Origin of the sequence: Rhodococcus sp. 05-2255-1e (genome assembly GCF_002259025.1) — a bacterium.
Classification (GTDB): domain Bacteria; phylum Actinomycetota; class Actinomycetes; order Mycobacteriales; family Mycobacteriaceae; genus Rhodococcoides; species Rhodococcoides fascians.
This window is the reverse complement of record NZ_NOZE01000040.1, coordinates 270,727-291,092: the sequence shown is the minus strand read 5'-3', so window position 1 is coordinate 291,092 and position 20,366 is coordinate 270,727. Positions and strand designations below refer to the sequence as shown.

The window sequence follows — 20,366 nt, the reverse complement described above, 5'->3', positions numbered from 1 at the left end:
GGTCCAGTTCGCTCCCGAGGGCGTCATGCGTCCGAAGTGGTTGTGGGAGTTCGCGAAGACCGGGAAGATCCCGGATCTGACGACCCCGAACCTGACCCCGCCGACGGGTGGTCCGGCTCCGACGTTCTTCGGTGCGTACGGCGAATGGATGGGGACCCCGCTCCCGACGTGGGAGGACGTGGCGTGGCTGCGGGAGCAGTGGGGTGGACCGTTCATGCTCAAGGGCGTCATGCGCGTCGACGACGCGAAGCGGGCTGTCGACGCCGGCTGCACGGCGATCTCGGTGTCCAACCACGGTGGCAACAATCTCGACGGCACCCCCGCTCCGATCCGCGCTCTTCCCGCTATCGCGGAGGCGGTCGGTGATCAGGTCGAGATCACCCTCGACGGCGGCATCCGGCGGGGTAGTGACGTGGTCAAGGCGTTGGCGTTGGGTGCGCGGGCGGTGTTGATCGGTCGGGCGTACCTGTGGGGTCTGTCGGCGAACGGGCAGGCCGGGGTGGAGAACGTGCTCGACATCCTGCGCGGCGGAGTCGATTCGGCGGTCCTCGGTCTCGGGCACTCGTCCATCCACGATCTGACCCCGTCGGACGTCGTGATGCCACTCGGATTCGACCGTCGTCTCGGCGTCGACTAGCAAACCCCGTGTCTGACAGATCGGGGTGGTTCGAGAGCGTCGCCGAGGCGCAGCGCCGCGCGCAGAAGCGGTTGCCCAAGTCTGTGTACGCGGCGTTGGTCGCGGGCTCGGAGCGAGGAATCACCCTCTTGGACAACACTTCCGCGTTTGCTGAGCTCGGGTTCGCGCCTCACGTGGCCGACCTGTCGGATTCGCGGGAGTTGTCGACGACGCTGATGGGGCAGCCGCTGGCATTCCCGGTGATGATCTCTCCGACGGGTGTGCAGGCCGTGCACCCCGGCGGGGAGGTGGCGGTGGCGAGGGCGGCAGCATCGCGCGGTGTTTCGATGGGGTTGTCGTTGTTCGCGAGCAAACCGATCGAGGAGGTCGTGGCGGCGAATCCGCAGACGTTCTTTCAGGTGCATTGGGTGGGTTCGCGGGAGTTGTTGGCGCACATGCTCGATCGGGCGCGTGCTGCGGGTGCGGTCGGGCTGATCGTGACGATGGATTGGTCGTTCTCCGAGGGCCGCGATTGGGGGAGTCCGGTGATACCGGAACGCGTCGACGCGTGGGCGATGCTGCGGTTGGCACCCGAAGTCTTGGCCCGTCCGCGGTGGCTGGCACGGTGGGCGCGGACGGGGACGTTCCCGGATTTGACGGCCCCGAATCTCGCCGAGCCCGGGAAATCGGCGCCGACGTTCTTCGCCGCGTATCGGGAGTGGATGTCCACCCCGCTGCCGTCGTGGGAGGACATCGCGTGGCTACGTACGCAGTGGGACGGTCCGTTCATGCTCAAGGGCATCGGGCGGGTCGATGACGCGTTGCGGGCCGTCGATGCCGGGTGCACCGCTATTTCTGTCTCTAATCATGGTGGTAACAATCTCGACGGTTCGCCGGCGTCGATTCGGATGTTGCCGGCGATTGCCGGAGCGGTGGGAGATCAGGTCGAGGTCACCCTCGACGGCGGGATTCGGCGGGGCAGTGACGTCGCGAAGGCGTTGGCGTTGGGTGCGCGGGCGGTGCTGATCGGGCGGGCGTATCTGTGGGGTCTGGCGGCGAACGGTCAGGCCGGTGTGGAGAACGTGCTCGACATTCTGCGCGGTGGCTTGGATTCGGCGGTGCTCGGCCTCGGGCGCGCGTCGGTGCAGGAGCTGTCACCGTCCGACGTCGTGCTGCCGCAAAATTTCGCGCAAAGCCGAGGACTCTAACTGGTTGTCGTCGACGTACCGGACGAGGTAACAAAGCATTTGATTGATTAGCATGCACGCGAAGAGACAGGTATCGGTGCTGAATCACAATTGCCAGGCGCAGTCCCGCTGATTGCCCGCCGGAGGTGATCGCTGTTTCCAGGCTGACCTCGTTGACACAATCTAGTTCGCATCAGATCCTCAGGCATGCTGCGGTGCTACCCGATTCGGCCCTTTGCTCCAGCACGGTGTGACAAGGATCAGGTGGGTCCACAGGGATCTTACGGGTGGTTGGCGATGACACGAGAGTGGCACAAGTCGGTACACACCAGCGTGGACCTGCACGAGATGGGATGTGCGAAAACTGTTACGCAGCAACGAAAATATATTCGCTGGGGTCCACCGAGATGCAACCTTTCGGAATTGAATTCCGCACAGTGTCGGGTCGAGACCGACTGGGGGGCAACACTTCCGCTGAACTCGAAGTTGGGTATGGACTTCGGTCGGATTCCGTCCCTGACTTCGAGTTCGACTGAGTTGAGTTGCCGTACGTGCCAATACGTTTCTCGCCTCGGCTGTCGGGTGTCGATCTCGGATCGTCCCGCACCTTTTTCACGTATACGGGTAGGGCAGGTCGGTGTCGACGTCTTCGTCGACGAGTAGTTGGCGTCCGAGTTGTGGGAATGCGCGTTGTGAACACGAAGTGCGTTCGCACACCCTGCATCCGGGACCGATGGGAATCGATGCGCCGGGGGAGTGCAGCGGTAGGTTGTCGGCGTAGACCAGTTTGTGAGCATAGGCGATGTCACATCCGAGGCCGATCGCGAAACTTTTCCGTGGTGATCGGTATCCGAGTCCGCCACTGTCGGTGGCGCGCGCAATCCACAGATAGGAGCGGTCGTCGGGCATGGTGGCGATCTGTGTGAGAATTCGCCCCGATGCCGCGAATGCGTCGTGCACAACCCACAGTGGACAGCTTCCACCGACACGTGAGAAGTGGAATGCACTGGCGGACTGACGTTTCGAGATGTTTCCGGCTCGGTCGGTGCGGATGAAGAAGAACGGAACGCCCTTCGCCCCTGGTCGCTGCAGCGTGGACAATCGGTGACACACGGTTTCGAAGCCGACCTCGAAGGTCAGCGACAGCAGATCGATGTCGTATCGCAGCGACTCCGCAGCGGCGAGGAACCGTCCGTAGGGCAACAGCAGGGCTCCGGCGAAATAGTTGGCCAGCCCGACGCGGGCCAGCTCTCGGGCCTGAGTGCTCAGGTTCGTATCGGCATCGACGATCGTGTCGATTGTCGTCGACTGCGAGAGAAATGCCAGCTGGGTTGCGATCTGGTAGGCGCGTTGCCCGGCGGTCAGTCGACGCGCGAGCAGGAGATTCCCGCCGGTGTCGTCGAAGATTCGTTTGGGGCCGAGTGCGCCGGGATCGTCGTCGCCGATAGTCACCGTGATGCCGTGGTCCGCTTCGATGACCCGTGCGAGTTGTAGATCGAGCGCCCCGATACTGAGCCCACTTCGCTCGAAGAGTTCCTCAGCCGCAGTATCCAATTCGGGGATGTGATTGCGCCGGTCGTAGAAGAAGTCTCGGACTTCCTCGTAGGGCATCGGGGCGTGACCGCCCGTCGGGACATCGGGTTTGGGCCCGTCGAGTCCGACCGTGAGCCGATCCACCTGATCGGTCGCTGCATGGAGCTTGCGGTGCAGCGACACGAGGGTGCGCCCGATGTCCGGCATGCGCGCGACCAATTCCTGGATGTCGGACATCGACACCTCGCCTCGGTCGGAGGTTTCGGTGAGTACATCGTGCAGGTCGGCGACGAGGCGAGCGTCGGTGTCGGTGGCGAAGAACGAGGGGTCGAGCTCGAACATTGTGTTGAGCTTGAGCAGTACCTGGACGGTCAGAGGTCGTTGGTCGTTCTCGAGTTGGTTGAGGTAACTCGGCGAGAGCTCGAGTGTCTTCGCCAGCGCGGACTGCGTCAGCTGTCGTTCCTCGCGTAGGCGACGCAGCCGCCCGCCTGCGTAGATCTTCTGCATCTTTGTCGCTGCCTCCTTCGGGTGTCGACACTGTAGCCGAACTGGACTTCGCAACATTTGCCGATTTGCAGGAATTGCCTCGCAAAAATAGGCATTTGCGATGTCTTCCGCAGGTCCGGACTCGTGCGTAGCTTGTGAATGAAGCGTAGTAAGCCCTTTCATCAGCACGGAGGATTTTCTGTGAAGACCCATCTCGTACGCACCCGTACATCCGCCGAGGACTTTCCCCAGTCCGAGCACCTGGCTTGGAAGGTCGCCGAGGTCGCCACCGACGCAGTGGAGGTACCCGAAGCGACGGCCGAGATGATCGTCAACCGGATCATCGACAATGCCTCGGTGGCTGCGGCCTCGCTGGTGCGCCGTCCAGTGACGAGTGCTCGCACACAGGCGCAGGCGCACCCGTACAGCCCCGGTGCCACTGTGTTCGGAATCGGTGGAAAGTACTCACCCGAGTGGTCCGCGTGGGCCAATGGGGTAGCGGTGCGAGAACTGGACTTTCACGACACGTTCCTCGCCGCCGAGTACTCCCACCCGGGGGACAACATTCCGCCGATCCTCGCGGTCGCCCAGCACGCCGGGCGCTCGGGGCGCGATCTGATCCGCGGTCTGGCCACCGGGTACGAGATTCAGATCGACCTCGTTCGCGCAATCTCGTTGCACGAGCACAAGATCGACCACGTTGCCCATCTCGGTCCCTCTGCTGCCGCCGGTATAGGCACCCTGCTCGGCCTCGACACCGAAACCATCTACCAGGCCGTCGGGCAAGCGCTGCACACCACGACAGCCACCCGTCAGTCCCGCAAGGGGTCGATCTCGAGTTGGAAGGCCTACGCCCCTGCGCTCGCAGGGAAGGTTGCCGTCGAAGCCGTCGATCGAGCACTGCGCGGCGAGGGTGCCCCGTCGCCGATCTGGGAGGGTGAGGACGGGGTCATCGCGTGGCTTCTCGGGGGACCGAACGCGGAATATCATGTGCCGCTTCCCCGCCCGGGTGAAGCCAAGCGTGCAATTCTCGACAGTTACACGAAGGAACACTCCGCCGAGTACCAGAGTCAGGCCCCGATCGACCTCGCCCGACGAATGCGGGAAAAGATCTCCGATCTCGAACAGATCGAGACGATCGTGTTGCACACCAGTCACCACACGCATTACGTCATCGGCACCGGCTCGAACGATCCACAGAAGTTCGATCCCACCGCCTCCCGGGAAACCCTCGATCACTCGGTGATGTACATCTTCGCAGTCGCGCTCGAGGACGGAATCTGGCATCACGAGCACTCGTACGCCCCCGAACGCGCGCAGAGGCCGAACACCGTCGCGTTGTGGAACAAGATCTCGACCGTAGAAGACCCCGAGTGGACGCGCCGATACCACTCTGTCGATCCGGACGAAAAGGCGTTCGGTGCACGCGCGGAGATCACGCTGAAAGACGGCACGGTCATCGTCGACGAACTCGCGGTCGCCGACGCGCACCCCCTCGGTGCCCGCCCGTTCGCCCGCGAGCAGTACATCGCGAAGTTCCGTTCGTTGGCCGATGGTGTGATCGCACCCTGGGAACAGGATCGCTTCCTTCGCGCAGCCGAGCGGGCTCCCGAGCTCGCCGCAGGTGAACTCGATCAGCTGACCTTCGCCGTCGCCGACGATGTCCTCGGGAGGGCTCCTAAGACCCCGAAGGGCATCTTCTGATGCCGGGCCTCATTGCGGCCTCGACGTCGGCCGCGGACAAGCGTATTGCGTTGCGCGCCACGCTTGCGTCGACGTCGATCACTCGGCTTCCCGGCGCTATCAACCCGCTGACCGCAAAGTTGATTCAGGAGATCGGCTTCGAGGGGGTCTATATCTCCGGTGGCGCATTCTCTGCCGGGCTCGGTCTGCCCGACATCGGACTGACCACGTTGACCGAGGTCATTACCCACAGTGCGCAGATCGCGGCCGTCACCGACTTGCCGGTACTGATCGACGCCGACACCGGATTCGGTGAGCCGATGTCCGCGGCACGCACGGTGCTGGCGGCCGAGGATGCGGGGATCGCTGGGCTGCACCTCGAAGACCAGATCAACCCGAAACGCTGCGGGCACCTCGACGGCAAAGCGATTGTCCCGATAGAGGAGATGGTGCGACGCCTCCGCGCGGCCATCACCGCGCGGCGAGATCCGAACTTCGTCATCTGCGCCCGCACCGATGCAGCGGGTATCGACGGAATCGACGCCGCGATCGAACGAGCCAGATCTTATGCCGACGCCGGAGCAGACCTGATCTTCACCGAGGCGCTCGCCGAGGAAGCCGACTTCGTGAAGTTCCGTGCTGCAGTGGACATCCCACTGCTGGCGAACATGACCGAGTTCGGCAAGTCCGAGCTGATCTCCGCGCAGATACTCGAGGACATCGGCTACAACGCCGTCCTGTACCCGGTCACCACGTTGCGACTGGCCATGGGTGCCATCGAAACCGGAATGCGTGAAATCCACGACCGCGGAACGCAAAAGGGACTCCTCGACCGGATGCAGACCCGCTCACGTCTGTACGAACTGCTCGAGTACGACAAGTACAACGAATTCGATACCGGGATTTTCAATTTCACGTTAGGGACGAAGTCATGACCGAAGCCATCTACAAGGGGCTGGCCGGTGTCGTGGTCGACACCACCGCCATTTCCAAGGTCGTCCCCGAGACGAACTCGCTGACCTACCGCGGATACGCCGTGCAGGATCTAGCCGCGCACTGCAGCTTCGAGCAGGTCGCGTATTTGCTGTGGCACGGCGAGCTCCCGTCCCTGCAGCAACTCGAACTGTTCGTTCAGCGCGAGCGAGCCCAACGGCGAGCAGACCGCTCGTTGCTCTCGCTCGTGACGAAAATGCCCGACAATTGTCATCCGATGGATGTCGTGCGCACCGCGATCAGCTATCTCGGCGCCGAAGACCCTGCCGAGGAGGATAATTCGGTGTCGGCGAACCTGGCCAAGGCGCTGCGCATGACGGCAGTGTTGCCGACCATCGTCGCCGCCGACCATCGCCGCCGACACGGCCTCGATCCCATCGCCCCTCATTCGCATCTTGGATTCGCGGAGAACTTCCTCTACATGTGCTTCGGCTCCGTTCCCGAACCGGAAATCGTCAAGGCCTTCGAGGTTTCCCTGATCCTGTACGCCGAGCACAGCTTCAACGCCTCCACCTTTGCTGCCCGCGTGGTCACCTCGACACTGTCGGATATCTACAGCGCCGTCACCGCCGCCATCGGAGCGCTGAAGGGTCCGTTGCACGGCGGTGCCAACGAAGCTGTCATGCGAGACATGCTCGAGATCGACGACCCCGAACGGGCCGCACAGTGGCTGCAGAACAAACTCGCAGCCAAAGACAAGGTCATGGGGTTCGGACACCGTGTCTACAAGAACGGCGACTCACGCGTGCCGACGATGAACGCAGCATTCCGTGACGTCGCCGCGGTGACCGGCGGAGACAAGTGGGTGCGTATGTACGACATCCTCGAGAAAACCATGCACGATGCCACCGGCATCAAGCCCAACCTCGATTTCCCTACCGGTCCGACGTACTATCTGATGGGCTTCGACATCGACGTGTTCACACCAATTTTCGTCATGAGTCGCATCACCGGTTGGACGGCTCACATCATCGAGCAAGGTGCGTCGAATGCGCTGATCCGACCACTGAGCCAGTACTCGGGAGTGCCGCAACGCGCTGTCGTCGCCTGACGCCGGCCAACCCGTTGGTCCGATTCCCCACTGCACGTTGGGTGGCCGCTGTTCTCGACCTGGTCGCTGGATCGAGCCCGCTGTCGACGGCTCGGGTGCGGAGAGATGAACAAGTGCGATGATTTCTGTCATGGCACGGGACGTCGCGGGCACGGTGCGAGGCATTACCCTTCAGCAGTTGCGCTACTTCGTAGAAGTGGCCGCCGAGGGGTCCATCAGTGCCGCGGCGGACTTGCTCTACATTGCGCAACCGACCATGTCGGCCGCATTGAAAGACCTGGAACGTCGCGTGGGTCGGACCCTCTTCGTTCGCTCGACCCGTGGGGTGACACTCACAGAGGATGGAACCGAATTTCTCGGCTACGCGCGCCAGGTGGTCGAGCAATCAGAACTCTTGGAACAGCGGTACCTCGGCCGTGGGCCCGCTCGACGACTCTTGGCCGTCTCGACTCAGCACTACTCATTCGTCGTCGACGCCTTCGTTCGCATGGTGAAAGCGTCCGAGGCTCCGGAGTATTCGTTCGGTCTTCGAGAGACCCGCACGTGGGAAATCATCGAGGATGTCCGCACGCTCCGCAGTGAACTCGGTGTCCTCTATCGCAACGAGTTCAATGCAAGCGTCATCGACAAGCTGATTCGCGAGGCAGGTCTGGTTTTCACGCCGTTGTTTCTGGCATCGCCGCATATTTTCATCGCCCGCACGAATCCCTTGGCGGGGCGAGAGAGTGTGGAGCTGAGTGATCTCGAAGAATATCCGCGTCTCACGTTCGACCAGGGCGCGAACAATTCCTTCTACCTTTCCGAAGAGATACTCTCCACCCGTTCGTCCAAACAAGAAATCCGGGTGAGCGATCGTGCCACCATCTTCAACCTCATGATCGGTCTGGGCGGATACACGATCTCCACCGGCATTGTCTCGGATGATCTCGATCCGTCCATCGTCTCCGTTCCACTCGATGTCGACGATCGCATCGAGATCGGTTGGATCGGTCATGCCTCGGTGTCTTTGACCGTCCAGGCTCAGCGCTTCGTGGCGGAGATGCGCGACGTCGTGTCTGGTTTCGGCGTCGACCTATTGACATAGCCATTGCCTATGGTCAGCGATAATCGAGAGTGATTAGGCTATGTCGACTGGTCGATTTAGGCTGATGCTCAGGCCGCTTCGAACAGTTGCCTCCCGGTTCTATGGACCTGAGAAATCGGCCCGACCATCGAGTAACTCGGTCGAAGTGTCGCGAGGGCTCAGGCAGAGAACCCGTGTGGTGACGCGTTCGTCGCCACATTCACCGCACGTGATTGGGGTTACTGGTCAGCATGACGAACGACTGTACTTTCAGCATCAGCACGACACGCTTCGACGAGGATTACACCCCGTCGACGAACTCGCGTCGCACGACCAACTTTGCGAATCTTGCACGCGGCGAGGATGGTCGACAGAACTTGCGTAACGCGGTGACGATGATGAACACCCGTCTCAACGAGGTGGTTCACTGGGACAATCCACGTGGTGACCGCTACGCACTCGAACTCGACATCATCTCGGTGGATCTGCAACTAGTATCCGTCGGGGCCGACGCCGCATTTCCGGTAATCGAAATTCTCGATGTCGGAATAGTCGATACCACTACCGGCACCCGCACAGAGGGCATCGTCGGAAACAACTTCTCCTCGTACATTCGCGACCACGATTTCGTTGTTCAGCTCCCGAAGCACCGAGCGACGGGAATTCCCAACGACTTCGGCGATGTACATGGTCAGGTCTTTCAGCGTTTTGTCGATTCGCCCGAGTACCGTGAACGGTTCTCGCAACCACCTGTCATCTGTATCAGTGTGTCGACTTCCAGTACCTACCGTCGCCTCACGAATCATCACCCGGTCCTCGGGCTCGAATACGGGGCAGAGGACACCTCGATCACCGATCAGTACTTCGGAAAAATGGGTCTCGGGGTTCGCTACTTCATGCCCAAGGGATCCCTCGCTCCCTTGGCGTTCTACCACTGCGGTGACTTGCTCAACGACTATTCGGTCCTGGCACTCGCGGGCACGATCGCGACGATGGAGACTTTCCAAAAAATCTATCGGCCTGAAATTTACAACGCGAATACTGCTGCCTCGGAGGTCTACCAGCCAAGTCTCGACAACGAAAACTATTCACTTCCGCAGGTGAGCTACGACCGTGTCGAGCGCAATCGACTTGCGACGACACAGGCAGAGTTCGCCGACGTGAATCTGATGCAACCGTACGGGTCAGTCCTGAAGCGGTGGGCTACCGATCGATGCGCCTGACCGAGCGAGACCGAAAGGTACAAGAGATGTTCCCACTCCTGCCCACCTCGATCGTCGGAAGCCTACCCAAGCCCTCGTGGCTCTGTGCGCCGAAGAAGCTCTGGTCGCCGTGGAAATTACGAGACGACGAACTGCGCGAAGGAAGACTCGACGCTCAGGCGCTCGCAGCTGATGAGCAGCGTCGTGCCGGTCTCGACATCATCAGCGACGGTGAACAAACGCGTCAGCACTTCGTGACCACGTTCATCGAGCATCTCGAGGGTGTCGACTTCGATCGACGCGAAACTGTGCGAATTCGGGACCGATACGATGCGAGTGTTCCGACGGTTGTCGGTGCGGTGAGCCGCGAACAATCAGTGTTTGCCGCAGATGCGACGCGCCTTCGAGCAGTGACCGACCAGCCGATCAAATGGGCGCTGCCTGGCCCTATGACAATGATCGACACGCTCTACGACGACCACTACAGGAGTCGCGAGAAGCTCGCATGGGAGTTCGCGACTCTTCTGAACCAAGAGGCAAAAGACTTGGAAGCGGTAGGCGTCGACATCATTCAGATCGACGAGCCCGCATTCAACGTGTTTTTCGACGAGCTCGAAGACTGGGGAATCGCGACACTCGAGCGTGCAACCGAAGGGCTGAATTGCGAAACAGCCGTACACATCTGTTACGGCTACGGCATCAAAGCCAATACCGACTGGAAGGCAACTCTCGGGGCCGAGTGGCGCCAGTACGAACGGTCGTTCCCACTGTTGCAACAGTCTTCGATCGACATCGTGTCGCTGGAGAGTCACAATTCGTGCGTACCTGTCGAGTTGATCGAACTGCTTCGAGGTAAGAAGGTCATGCTGGGTGCGATCGATGTAGCAAGCGACACCGTCGAGACTGTCGAAGAAGTCGCTGAAACCCTCAGTCGCGCACTTCCGTTCGTCGACGCAGACAAGCTCTACCCAAGTACGAATTGCGGTATGGCGCCACTCGACCGACGCGTCGCACGAGACAAGATGGTCGCGCTCACCGCTGGCGCGGAACTCCTGCGACGTCAATTGTCCAAGTAGTTCTCTGCCGAACTCGAAGTTGTGGATGGATTTCGGCCGGATTCCGTCCACAACTTCGAGTTCGACCGACGGTGTCAGGTTGCCCGGTTGGTTTCGTGTACCTCGATGTCGGCGTGATCACCGGAGTCGTCGCGTTGGCCTGCTGGGATCTTCCGCATGATCAGCCAGGAGGCGCCGCCTGCGACGACCATCAAGCATGCGGCGATGCCAGACGTGATCGTTACCCCACTGGTGAAGGCGTCTGCGGCCGAGTCGAGCAATCCACGGGCCTGTTCGGCCGGCAGTCGGTCCGCTATGGCTTGGGCACCGCCGAGGGTTTCTCGAGCCGCGGAAGTGTCGAAACCGGCGTTCTCGGGCGTGACGACGTTGGCACGGTACTGCGCCAACAGGATTGCACCGAGCACGGACGTACCGGTGACGGCACCGAGCTCGTAGGCCGTCTCGGAGATAGCGGCCGCGGCACCGGCCTTTTCCGGGGGAGCTGTGGACAAGATCATGTCGTTCGAGATGGTCTCTGCAACCCCGATACCTGCTCCGAGGACCGCGAACGCCGCGACGAAGGACCACACCGATGTCGGCTCGGCGAACACCGCGATCGTTGCGTATCCGAACGCCGCCAACATCATTCCGCCCGAAATGATCATGGCAGGCCGCAGCATTCGTGCCAGTACGACTGCCAGGAGGCCTGCGGTGATCATCGCCAGAATGCCGGGCAGCAAGCGGAGCCCAGCTTGCATCGGGCTCAACCCGACGACGAGCTGAAGGTGTTGCGATACGAAATACAAGAATCCGACGAGCGCGAATATCGCGAGCAAGTTGACCAACACTGCGCCGGCGAAGGCAGGCACGGTGAACAGGCGAACATCGAGCATCGGGTCGGGTCGGCGGAGCTGCCTGCGTACGAACATCCAGACTGCCAGTGCTCCGATCAGCGCGGGCAGCGCCGTGCCGAACCAACTTCCTCCGGTCGCCAAATCCTTGATTGCATAGACGATCGGGGTGAAGGCGATCAACGACAGGGCGATGCTGATGCCGTCGATACGCGCAGGATCGGGGTCCTTCGATTCGGGTACCAGAACCGGGGCCAGTAGCAGCAACGGCACCAGGAGTGGAATCGCGAACAAGAACACCGAACCCCACCAGAAGTGCTCCAGCAAGAATCCGCCGACGACAGGTCCCATGGCCGCACCCGCTCCGATGGAGGCCGACCAGATCGCGATCGCCAGACGGCGTTCGGAGCGATCGGTGAACAGATTGCGCAACAGAGACAGGGTCGCGGGCATCAAGGTGGCTCCGAAAAAGCCGAGGCCGGCACGTGCGGCGATCAACATCTCGGGCGTTTGCGAGTAGGCCGCAACAACGGATGCCGCTGCGAAGCCGGTCGCGCCGATGAGCAGTAAGCGTCGTCGTCCGATTCGGTCACCCAGGCTACCCATCGCGACGAGCAACCCTGCCAAGACGAGGGGGTAGGCGTCGATGATCCAGAGTTGTTGTGCGCCGGATGGTTCGAGAGTTTCGGCGATCGAAGGTAAAGCGAAGGACAGCACTGTGTTGTCGATCGCGATGATCAACACGGGCAGCATCAGGACAGCGAGCGCGCACCATTGGCGAACCCCCGCCGTTCTGCCGTGCGAGAGGTGGCCCGGAGTGGGCGGACTTGTGAGTTCAGGCATGTGCCGTCTTCCGATGAGGTTGGGCGGGACTTCGTTACTGTACCAACCAGACGGTGCAGTAACGAAGTCGAAGTCGAAGTCGCGTTCGCCCGTAAACTCTTGCTGTGCCTCCTCCTCCTGTAGCGCGTGACAAGTCGTTGAACGCTTTCGTCAAGCTCGTGCTGGAGCAGGGGGAGAAGGCGGCGACCCTCGACGCGGTTGCCGCTGCTGCCGGGATCTCGAAGGGCGGCTTGATGTACCACTTCCCCAGCAAGGAAGCCTTGGTGGAGGGGTTGATGCGTGTCGTCGAGGAGCTCGCGGCCGACGATGTTCGACGGATGAGGGAGCATCCAGAGGGCCCAGCGGATTACCACATACGCACATCGACGTTCCACGACACTGCTGTCGATCGTGCCGTGGTTGCCACGATGCGGCTGAGCCAGGGTGCGAACGAGGTTGCGCAGCAGACCCTGGAGCGAATCCGGCAATCCTGGTTGGATGCGTTGAACGAGCAGATCGCTGATCCGGCGGTCGCAGAAGCGGTCCTTCTGATGGGCGACGGCCTCTACTTCGCCGCAGCATCGGCCGGAACGGACCACCGATCGCCCGACCACATCGAGGCGTTGGTAGGCGTTGTACACAGGCTCATCGACTCTCGTCCCTGAAGGAGCCACGTGGCTCATCGCCCGACGCTGCATTCACACCGTGCTCGCAGTGCTGGGTGGTGACTTCAGAAGGGCGTCCCTCCCGCTTGCGGGGCGAACGCTGCCCGATGCACGCCATGAATGTGGACAAGCACTGATCGGGTCGAATTCCGCAGCACCCCTGACCGCCGTCTATGGATTGGGGCAGATGCTAGGACCGCTGATGGTCGCGCCGGTCATCGGCGATAGCTACGGAGTTGCATTCACCATTGCGTTCGTCGTACTCGCCTGTGATATCGCGCTTTCCGTGATCATCGCACGGAAAACCCTTCCCCGGAGATCAGACTGGAAGGCGGTCGGTCAGTTCAAGCATTTTGGCAATCGGTGAAAGCAACGTCGAGAAACCAACGAACGGCTCGTGGCGGCATCGGTCCATCACGCCACGCCAGCCGCACCTGGGTCGGCGGTGCGCCGTCGATAGGGAGAAACCGTAGTCCGGGGTGAGAGATCCGTCGTGCGGCCAGTTCCGGAACAATGCCGATTCCGCGTCCAGCAGCGATATTCTCGAGCCACTCCTCGAAATTTCGGCAGGTGATCACCACTCGCGGTACACCGTTTTCGGCAACCGGAATGGAGTCGGCTGTTGTGGAACCGGACAGCGTGTTGACCACCAATGGACCGGGTGGGAGCGAGTCCCACCGCACCTCGGTGGCATCACCGAAGGAAGGGTTCGACCGGCTCACCGCAAGAATTCGTCGTTCGGTGCCGACCTGACGAGTCACCGTGCCGGCGGTCAAATGATGTGGGCAACTTCGGTAGAGCGCCACATCGACGTGGCGCGCATCCAGAGCTGCGAGAGGGTCGTCGACGCGGCGCACGTCCACGTCCGCGGCGTATTGACGTACGAGAGAGGCACGCGTGGCAGCGAACCATCCGTCGGGGAGCAACCATGCAAAGCCCAACCGCACGACCGGGTGGTCGTCGAGATCTGCGATCAGTGAATCCACCTCTCCCAGGATTCTGCGTGCACGCCCCAGCACGACCAATCCGTCCTCGGTCAGTTCGGCAGTACGGGACTCGATCAATCGACGCCCGCAACGCTGTTCGAGTTGACGAACCGAACGCGTCAGTGTCGGCTGCGAAACGCGCAGTTCGGCGGCTGCGGCGGTGTGAGTGCCACAGTCCGCCAGAGCGACCAACGCGCGCAGGTGTCTCAGCTCGACCTCCATACGTCCAGCGTATATCCACCGGTGCTCGGCGTATTGGCCTGCTGCGCCGATGGCTCCTACTCTCGGACTCACTGCCTCACCCTTCACTAGGAGTTTCGATGTTTCGTTACGAGTCGTTGCAGGTGCCTATCGTCGGAGCGCCGATGGCGGGAGGCCCGACGACGCCTGACCTGGTTGCAGCAGTACGGAATTCAGGTGGGCTGGGGTTCCTTGCCGCGGGTTATCTCACCCCGGAAAGGTTGACCGCGGACATCGTTGCCGTTCGCGGTGCTGGCATAGAAACGTTCGGGGTCAATCTGTTCGTCCCCGAGGACGGGCAGGTTGTCGACACCGAGGACATTGCGCGGTATCGCGCGCTGCTCCAGCCCTACGCCGATGATCTCGGCGTCGAACTCCCCGCCGACAGCACCCTTGCCGAGAATATCGACGACTACTGGGAGGAGAAGCTCGACATCGTCGTGGCCGAAGCCATCCCGGTCGTGTCGTTCACCTTCGGGTGCCCGAGTGCCGACATCATCGCCCGCCTGCACGACGCCGGGAGCGCCGTCACCGTCACCGTCACCGATGAAGAGGACGCGCGCGCGGCGGTCGATGCAGGTGCCGACTCCCTGTGCGTGCAAGGCCCCGATGCCGGCGGGCACCGCTCGACCTTTCGCATCGATGCCGAGAGTTCGGACATTTCCCTCGACGAGTTGATTCCTGCGATACGCCGAGCAGTGTCGGTTCCCCTCGTGGCGGCTGGCGGGATCACCACCGCGTCCGATGTCCGTCGAGTCCTGGGCTACGGGGCAGTGGCGGCTCAGGTCGGAACCGCCCTGCTCCGGTCGCCGGAAGCCGGGACGAAGCCTGCCCACGCCGCCGCCTTGGTCGATCCTCGGTTCACCGAAACGGTGGTCACTCGAGCCTTCAGCGGCCGTCCCGCCCGAGCCTTGCGCAACAAGTTCGTCGATCGGTTCGATACAGGATCGTCACGCCAGTACCCCGCCGTGAACACGCTGACCGGCGGCATCCGCAAGGCCGCAGCGAACGACCCTCACGGCATCAACCTGTGGGCCGGTGCCGGGCACCGCAGCGCTTCCGCTGACCCGGCAGCGCGAATTATCGAAGAATTGGCCTCGGAGTTGTGAGGAATGTCCAGGTGTAAAAACCGCACGGATCGTGGTGTTTGAACCCACGCTCCAAAACCCGCATCGGGTGTACGGGATTGAGTACCGTCGTAGACATGCAACTGACTCGCTTCAGCGATCTGGCCCTACGGGCGATGATGTTGCTGGCAGCCGCCGGCCCGGACGGCCCACGGATGACCACCGGAGCCATTGCAGTTCGAGTCAACGCGTCGGAACACCATGTAGCGAAAGCGATTACACGCTTGGTCGGATTGGGCTGCGTCCGTGCGCAGCGCGGCCGCACCGGTGGGCTCTTCCTCACCGACACGGGCCGATCGATATCGGTTGGCCACCTGATCCGTCAACTCGAAGGCGATCGCGAAGTCGTCGAGTGCGTAGGGGACCAGCCCTGCCCACTTCTTGCCGCTTGCCGATTGCGGCATGCCCTGGCCGTCGCCAAAGAAGCGTTCTATGGCGAACTCGACCGCTACACGATCGACGATCTAGCCGCGTCCCCGACCATTCCACTCGCAATGGTCGCTTTTCCCTCACCCTGACCTGCCATTTCGACGTGGGCGGTCCATTGGAAGGAATACCTGTGTCCACGTTCGGTCCCCTCACTGTCGAGCACGAGCTCCAACCCGATCACGTCGACGTCGTCAGAGCGACGTTGCCGTTGGTGGGTGCCAATATCGACGCCATCACAACAAACTTCTATGCGCGCATGTTCGCCGCACGACCGGAGCTGCTGCGATATCTGTTCAACCGCGGGAATCAGGCACAGGGAGCGCAGCAACGAGCTCTGGCCGCGTCGATCGCGACGTACGCCACTCATCTGGTGGACCCGACGCTGCCGCACCCGGACGAAATGCTGTCCCGGATCGGACACAAGCACGCATCTCTCGGAATTACCGCCGACCAGTACTCGATCGTGTACGAGCACCTCTTCGCTGCGATCGTCGACGTACTCGGTGCCGAGACAGTGACGACTAAAGTCGCGGAAGCCTGGGACCGGGTGTATTGGATGATGGCCGACACTCTCGTCGATCTCGAGAACCGCCTTTACGAAAGCGCGGGAGTGGTTGCGGGACAGGTCTTTCACCGCGGAATCGTCACTACGCGCACCGAAGATCCGTCCGGGGTAAAGGTGATCGGTGTGACCGGCGACTGGCCGGAGCTTCGAAAAGAGCACCCGGGTGGGTACGTCTCGGTCGGAGTGACTCTGCCCGACGGTGCGCGACAGATCCGCCAGTACAGCCTCATCTCCGGCAGTGACACAGGCGAATTGACGTTCGCCGTCAAGCCTGTCGTCGCCAGCGGTGGCTGCCCGGCAGGTGAAGTGTCGAACTGGATCTCGAGCACGCTACGCCCGGGAGACCTGGTCGACATCAGCATCCCGTTCGGTGATCTGCCGACAGCCGACATCTCTGCGGGGCCCGCCGTATTGATCTCGGCCGGCATCGGCATCACGCCGATGAACGGGATCCTCGAACACCTCGTTCTGGCGGACAGTCGATCTGAGGTGCTGGTTGTCCACGCAGACCGTACCCCCGTCAGCCATCCGCTTCGGACGCGTCAGCGACAACTGGTCGACGCCTTGCCGAACGCCGTCCTCGAACTCTGGTACGAGGAGCCCGGCGATGTGGCCGATGCACACCATGGGCGGTTGGATCTCACTCTTGTCGACCTTCCGCAGGGTGCGACGTTCTTCGTCTGCGGCGGTATCGGTTTCGTGCGGGCCGCCAGATCGCAACTCGTCGACTGTGGGGTCGACAAGTCGCGTGTCCATTGCGAACTGTTCGCCCCGGACGAGTGGTTGCTCGGCGCAAGCGTCGGCCGGTAGCCGCGCCGGCGTCCCGGGCTACCTTCGGTCAAAGTCCGTACTTGCCGTCGGCCCAGTACGGTCGCACAGTAACGCTGCGCCTTGCCAAGCCGAGCCCCTCGATGAGTGCTTTCCTGTGGCGTTGGATCGATTGGGCGTGGCCGAGCAGCCAGGCTCCACTGATATGCCCGAGGTCCCCGGCGACGATGGCGGCCTCCAGCCATGACTGCAGTGCGTCACCGGGTGCGTCGGTTGCGGGCACGAAGCGATACTTCGGCCATCGGATTGCCAAGTAGGGGAGAGCTTTCGCTCTCACTTCGATGACTATGTCGGCCACTGGGTTGTCCTGGCCGTAGGCATCGAGCGTGCCGAGAGAGCACGAGTCACCGAGACACAGGCGTCGGGTTCCATTCCTGAACGACGAACGGTGCCTGCCCGCCAGCAGGGTCATGTCGTCGCCGGGCCGCAGCCGGCTGATCCATGCGGCTCCCGGTCCCGATGGCGTGGTGTCCACGAGGATTCCGATGCGTTCCAACTCTTGGCTGTTGTTTACCGTTCGGACGGTGTAGCGGCGTCCGAGAGTGGGGGTCACTCGAAACTGGATCTCGTGGCCCGGGTGCCACCCGCCCGGTGGCGCGTCCGCAGCCAGCTGTAGTTCGATGAAGCCGGGGGCCGGAGCACTCACGTCGAGCACGCGAGCCCGTCGACCCAACGCCGATTGTGCCAAATTTCCTATGAATGCTGGTGATTGGGGCACGGGGGTCCTCGAATCGACTGGGTGCGCCGATGCTTCGTGGCGCGGGGTTGGTTGACGGGTTTTCACTCGACCGACGCAGAAGGTGCCGGTTCGTTGCTTGTTTCGGCTGCCGGCAGAAAGAAGGCGATGAGTAGGGGGACAGCACTCAAACCTATTGTCCACCAGAAGCTATGGGCGAAGGCCGCGAGCTGGCCGGCCTGAGTCGTGGCATCGTCGAGCAGATTTTGGAGGATGATTGCGATGACTGCGACGCCGAAGGGTGCCCCGACACGTTGGACCACGCTGAATGCAGCACTGCCTCTCGGCGCTTCGTCGTGACCGAGGCTCGCGAAGGCGAGGGTCATCACCGGGAACGTTGCGGCGCCGAAACCGATACCCTGCAAAACCTGGCCGGCCAGCATCAACGCAGTCCCGCCTTCCGCACCCGCGAGAGCGAACGGCAGGATCCCGATCATCGTCATGAGCACCCCTGCGGCGACGACGATCCGGGCGTCCACGGCGGCAGCGAATCTGCGTAGGACGAGGAAGAACAACATCGTTCCGAGCCCCTGCGGGATGAGCAACAATCCGGTGGCGAGCACCGACTCGCCACGGACCTGCTGATAGAAGAGCGGCAGCAAGAACATGACTGCGTACACCGAAAATCCGCTGACGAAAGTGATGATGCTGGTCAAGCCGAAGCTGCGTCGCGTGAACAACCGGACGTCCAGCAGCGCTGGGCGTCGGGCGCGCAGCGAGTGGAACGTGAATGCTGTCAGTAGTGCAATCCCGCCCGCGATGGGCGACCACGCTGCGACGGCGAGGAATCCTCCGTGTTCCGGTGCCTGGCTGACGCCATAGGCGATCGCCACAATCGCGGGGGTGAGCATAGCGAAGCCGAGTAAATCGAACCGATGATGACGGCTGCCCGAAGTGGCGGGCAGAACCCACGGTCCCAGTGCGAGTGCAGCGAGGCAGAAGGGGACGTTCACGAAAAAGAGCCAATGCCAGTGCAGTGACTGCAGAATCAATCCTCCGAGAACCGATCCCAGGATGGGCGCGAGTTGGGCAGGCAGTGCCACTGCGATCATCGCGCGACCGATTCGCGGTTTACCCGCCGCGCGCGTGAGGATCGAGATCGTGATGGGGAGAACCATGCCTCCGCCGATTCCTTGAAGCACTCGGAATCCGATGAGCGCCGGCAGCGAGTCGACCACTCCGCAGAGGATCGAGCCGGCCAAGAACGTTCCGACCGCAACCATCCACGCATTTCGCGAACCGATTCTCTCGGAGAACCATCCGCTGACGGGTATGACCGCGACGAACGCGAGTAGGTATGCGGTTGTCACCCATTGGGTTTGCGCCACCGATGCGCCGAAAGCCGTATGCAGGTGATCGAGAGCGATATTGACGATCGTGGTGTCGAGAAGCGTCGTGAAGGCACCGAGGACCAGTACCAGGCTGATGGCATTCAGTCTGCGGTCGGTTACCGCAGCAGAAGGGGGAGAAAAAGTTGTCATGCAGCTAAACTAGACGGTTCAGTTTAGTAGCGCAAGACTGTACGGTACAGTTCACTTCGCAGGCCGATTCGAAGGAGATGACGCGGGTGAACGACAGCAAGGCTACGAAGCCGGTCCGTGAAGGATCCCCACTCAAGCGCGCGGCGATCGTCGCCGCAGCGCGCGAGCTTTTCGTCCAGCAAGGAGTCGATCGCGTCAGCATGGATGCCGTTGCGTCCAGTGCGAAGGTGTCCAAAGCGACTGTCTACGAATACTTCGGCGACAAACGCCGCCTTTTCCTGGCCATACTCGCCGATGTTTCGCAGTCCCTACTGGCGACAGTTCAGCTCACGCTCGACAAGCATCTGTCGGACACGGCGCCCATCACGACCGTGCCGCAGTTACAGCAGACGCTCACCGAGGTTGCCATCGACTTGGGGCAATCTGTTGTCGGTTCGGCTGACTACAGCGACGGATTCGCACTCGTCGCACAAGAACGACTGCGTACTCCATCGACCGAAGACGACATCGCAACGGACGCCGTTGTTCTGGCCCTCGCCGAGCGTCTCGGGCATTTCGTGGACGTTGGGTTGGTAGAGACCGACCGTCCAGAATTGGCGGCAGAGCATTTCTTCGCATTGACTGTTCTGTTGGCATTCGACCGACACCCCGGCCCAGCCAATCGCGACGCTCAGGGCATTCGCCAGACAATGATCGACGGTGTGCACGCCTTCGTTCGTGCGTATTCCCCGCGCTAGAGACCGTTGCTGTCCAGTCGGGTCCAGTCG

General features: G+C 62.0%; 19 protein-coding genes. 14 read left to right on the top strand and 5 right to left on the bottom strand.

Annotation, left to right across the window (positions count from 1 at the left end):
- Nucleotides 1–637 (top strand): alpha-hydroxy-acid oxidizing protein (locus CH262_RS24705; RefSeq protein ID WP_179275103.1); only part of this gene is annotated, 637 nt, incomplete at its 5' end.
- Nucleotides 638–645: 8 nt separating this feature from the next.
- Entirely contained in the window at nt 646–1,824 is a 1,179-nt protein-coding gene (gene mftD / locus CH262_RS24700) for a pre-mycofactocin synthase MftD (RefSeq protein ID WP_094718656.1), read from the top strand.
- A gap of 591 nt (nt 1,825–2,415) precedes the next feature.
- Here mftD and CH262_RS24695 read toward each other — a convergent pair.
- Nucleotides 2,416–3,843 (bottom strand): short-chain fatty acyl-CoA regulator family protein, encoded by a 1,428-nt coding sequence (locus tag CH262_RS24695; protein ID WP_179275102.1) that lies wholly within the window; start codon nt 3,841–3,843, stop codon nt 2,416–2,418.
- Nucleotides 3,844–4,023: 180 nt separating this feature from the next.
- On the opposite strand from CH262_RS24695, the gene prpD reads away from it, so the two are divergent.
- The 6 genes from prpD to CH262_RS24665 all read left to right on the top strand — a co-directional run bounded on the left by prpD (nt 4,024) and on the right by CH262_RS24665 (nt 10,890).
- Complete coding sequence (gene prpD / locus CH262_RS24690) at nt 4,024–5,526, top strand: 2-methylcitrate dehydratase PrpD (protein ID WP_094718654.1); 1,503 nt, start codon at nt 4,024–4,026, stop codon at nt 5,524–5,526.
- On the top strand, nt 5,526–6,440 hold the full coding sequence (gene prpB, locus CH262_RS24685; protein ID WP_094718653.1) for a methylisocitrate lyase: 915 nt from the start codon (nt 5,526–5,528) through the stop codon (nt 6,438–6,440). Before prpD ends, prpB begins: the two co-directional genes overlap by 1 nt.
- On the top strand, nt 6,437–7,549 hold the full coding sequence (locus CH262_RS24680) for a bifunctional 2-methylcitrate synthase/citrate synthase (RefSeq protein WP_032385634.1): 1,113 nt from the start codon (nt 6,437–6,439) through the stop codon (nt 7,547–7,549). Before prpB ends, CH262_RS24680 begins: the two co-directional genes overlap by 4 nt.
- Nucleotides 7,550–7,679: 130 nt before the next feature.
- Entirely contained in the window at nt 7,680–8,633 is a 954-nt protein-coding gene (locus CH262_RS24675) for a LysR family transcriptional regulator (RefSeq protein ID WP_094718678.1), read from the top strand.
- A 230-nt stretch (nt 8,634–8,863) separates the two neighbouring features.
- On the top strand, nt 8,864–9,835 hold the full coding sequence (locus CH262_RS24670; RefSeq protein ID WP_094718652.1) for a putative oxygenase MesX: 972 nt from the start codon (nt 8,864–8,866) through the stop codon (nt 9,833–9,835).
- A gap of 26 nt (nt 9,836–9,861) precedes the next feature.
- Nucleotides 9,862–10,890 carry a methionine synthase gene (locus tag CH262_RS24665; RefSeq protein WP_179275101.1) on the top strand — a complete coding sequence of 343 codons (1,029 nt, stop codon included), beginning with the start codon at nt 9,862–9,864 and terminating at the stop codon, nt 10,888–10,890.
- A gap of 74 nt (nt 10,891–10,964) precedes the next feature.
- On the opposite strand, the gene CH262_RS24660 is transcribed toward CH262_RS24665, so the two are convergent.
- Nucleotides 10,965–12,563: an MFS transporter gene (locus CH262_RS24660; protein ID WP_094718650.1), complete on the bottom strand. Its 1,599-nt coding sequence runs from the start codon at nt 12,561–12,563 to the stop codon at nt 10,965–10,967.
- A 104-nt stretch (nt 12,564–12,667) separates the two neighbouring features.
- Here CH262_RS24660 and CH262_RS24655 point away from each other — a divergent pair, with 104 nt between their 5' ends.
- Complete coding sequence (locus CH262_RS24655) at nt 12,668–13,207, top strand: TetR/AcrR family transcriptional regulator (RefSeq protein ID WP_032385632.1); 540 nt, start codon at nt 12,668–12,670, stop codon at nt 13,205–13,207.
- A gap of 40 nt (nt 13,208–13,247) precedes the next feature.
- Nucleotides 13,248–13,574 carry a hypothetical protein gene (locus CH262_RS27870; RefSeq protein WP_179275100.1) on the top strand — a complete coding sequence of 109 codons (327 nt, stop codon included), beginning with the start codon at nt 13,248–13,250 and terminating at the stop codon, nt 13,572–13,574.
- On the opposite strand, the gene CH262_RS24645 is transcribed toward CH262_RS27870, so the two are convergent.
- Nucleotides 13,552–14,487: a LysR family transcriptional regulator gene (locus CH262_RS24645; RefSeq protein ID WP_256988966.1), complete on the bottom strand. Its 936-nt coding sequence runs from the start codon at nt 14,485–14,487 to the stop codon at nt 13,552–13,554. The genes CH262_RS27870 and CH262_RS24645 overlap by 23 nt on opposite strands.
- Nucleotides 14,488–14,513: 26 nt before the next feature.
- Between CH262_RS24645 and CH262_RS24640 the strand changes: the two genes are divergently transcribed.
- The 3 genes from CH262_RS24640 to CH262_RS24630 all read left to right on the top strand — a co-directional run bounded on the left by CH262_RS24640 (nt 14,514) and on the right by CH262_RS24630 (nt 17,364).
- The gene (locus tag CH262_RS24640) at nt 14,514–15,542 is read left to right on the top strand and encodes a nitronate monooxygenase (protein WP_094718648.1); all 1,029 of its coding nucleotides are present in this window, start codon (nt 14,514–14,516) and stop codon (nt 15,540–15,542) included.
- A 95-nt stretch (nt 15,543–15,637) separates the two neighbouring features.
- Nucleotides 15,638–16,078: an RrF2 family transcriptional regulator gene (locus CH262_RS24635; RefSeq protein WP_048319493.1), complete on the top strand. Its 441-nt coding sequence runs from the start codon at nt 15,638–15,640 to the stop codon at nt 16,076–16,078.
- Nucleotides 16,079–16,119: 41 nt separating this feature from the next.
- The gene (locus CH262_RS24630; protein ID WP_373453799.1) at nt 16,120–17,364 is read left to right on the top strand and encodes a globin domain-containing protein; all 1,245 of its coding nucleotides are present in this window, start codon (nt 16,120–16,122) and stop codon (nt 17,362–17,364) included.
- A gap of 28 nt (nt 17,365–17,392) precedes the next feature.
- Here CH262_RS24630 and CH262_RS24625 read toward each other — a convergent pair whose 3' ends face one another.
- The gene (locus CH262_RS24625) at nt 17,393–18,028 is read right to left on the bottom strand and encodes a hypothetical protein (protein ID WP_200937324.1); all 636 of its coding nucleotides are present in this window, start codon (nt 18,026–18,028) and stop codon (nt 17,393–17,395) included.
- A 134-nt stretch (nt 18,029–18,162) separates the two neighbouring features.
- Nucleotides 18,163–19,599, bottom strand: coding sequence for an MDR family MFS transporter (locus CH262_RS24620; RefSeq protein WP_057473792.1), 1,437 nt, complete (start codon nt 19,597–19,599; stop codon nt 18,163–18,165).
- 86 nt (nt 19,600–19,685) lie between these two features.
- Here CH262_RS24620 and CH262_RS24615 point away from each other — a divergent pair, with 86 nt between their 5' ends.
- Nucleotides 19,686–20,336 (top strand): TetR/AcrR family transcriptional regulator, encoded by a 651-nt coding sequence (locus CH262_RS24615; RefSeq protein ID WP_230074007.1) that lies wholly within the window; start codon nt 19,686–19,688, stop codon nt 20,334–20,336.
- Nucleotides 20,337–20,366: the final 30 nt, after the last annotated feature.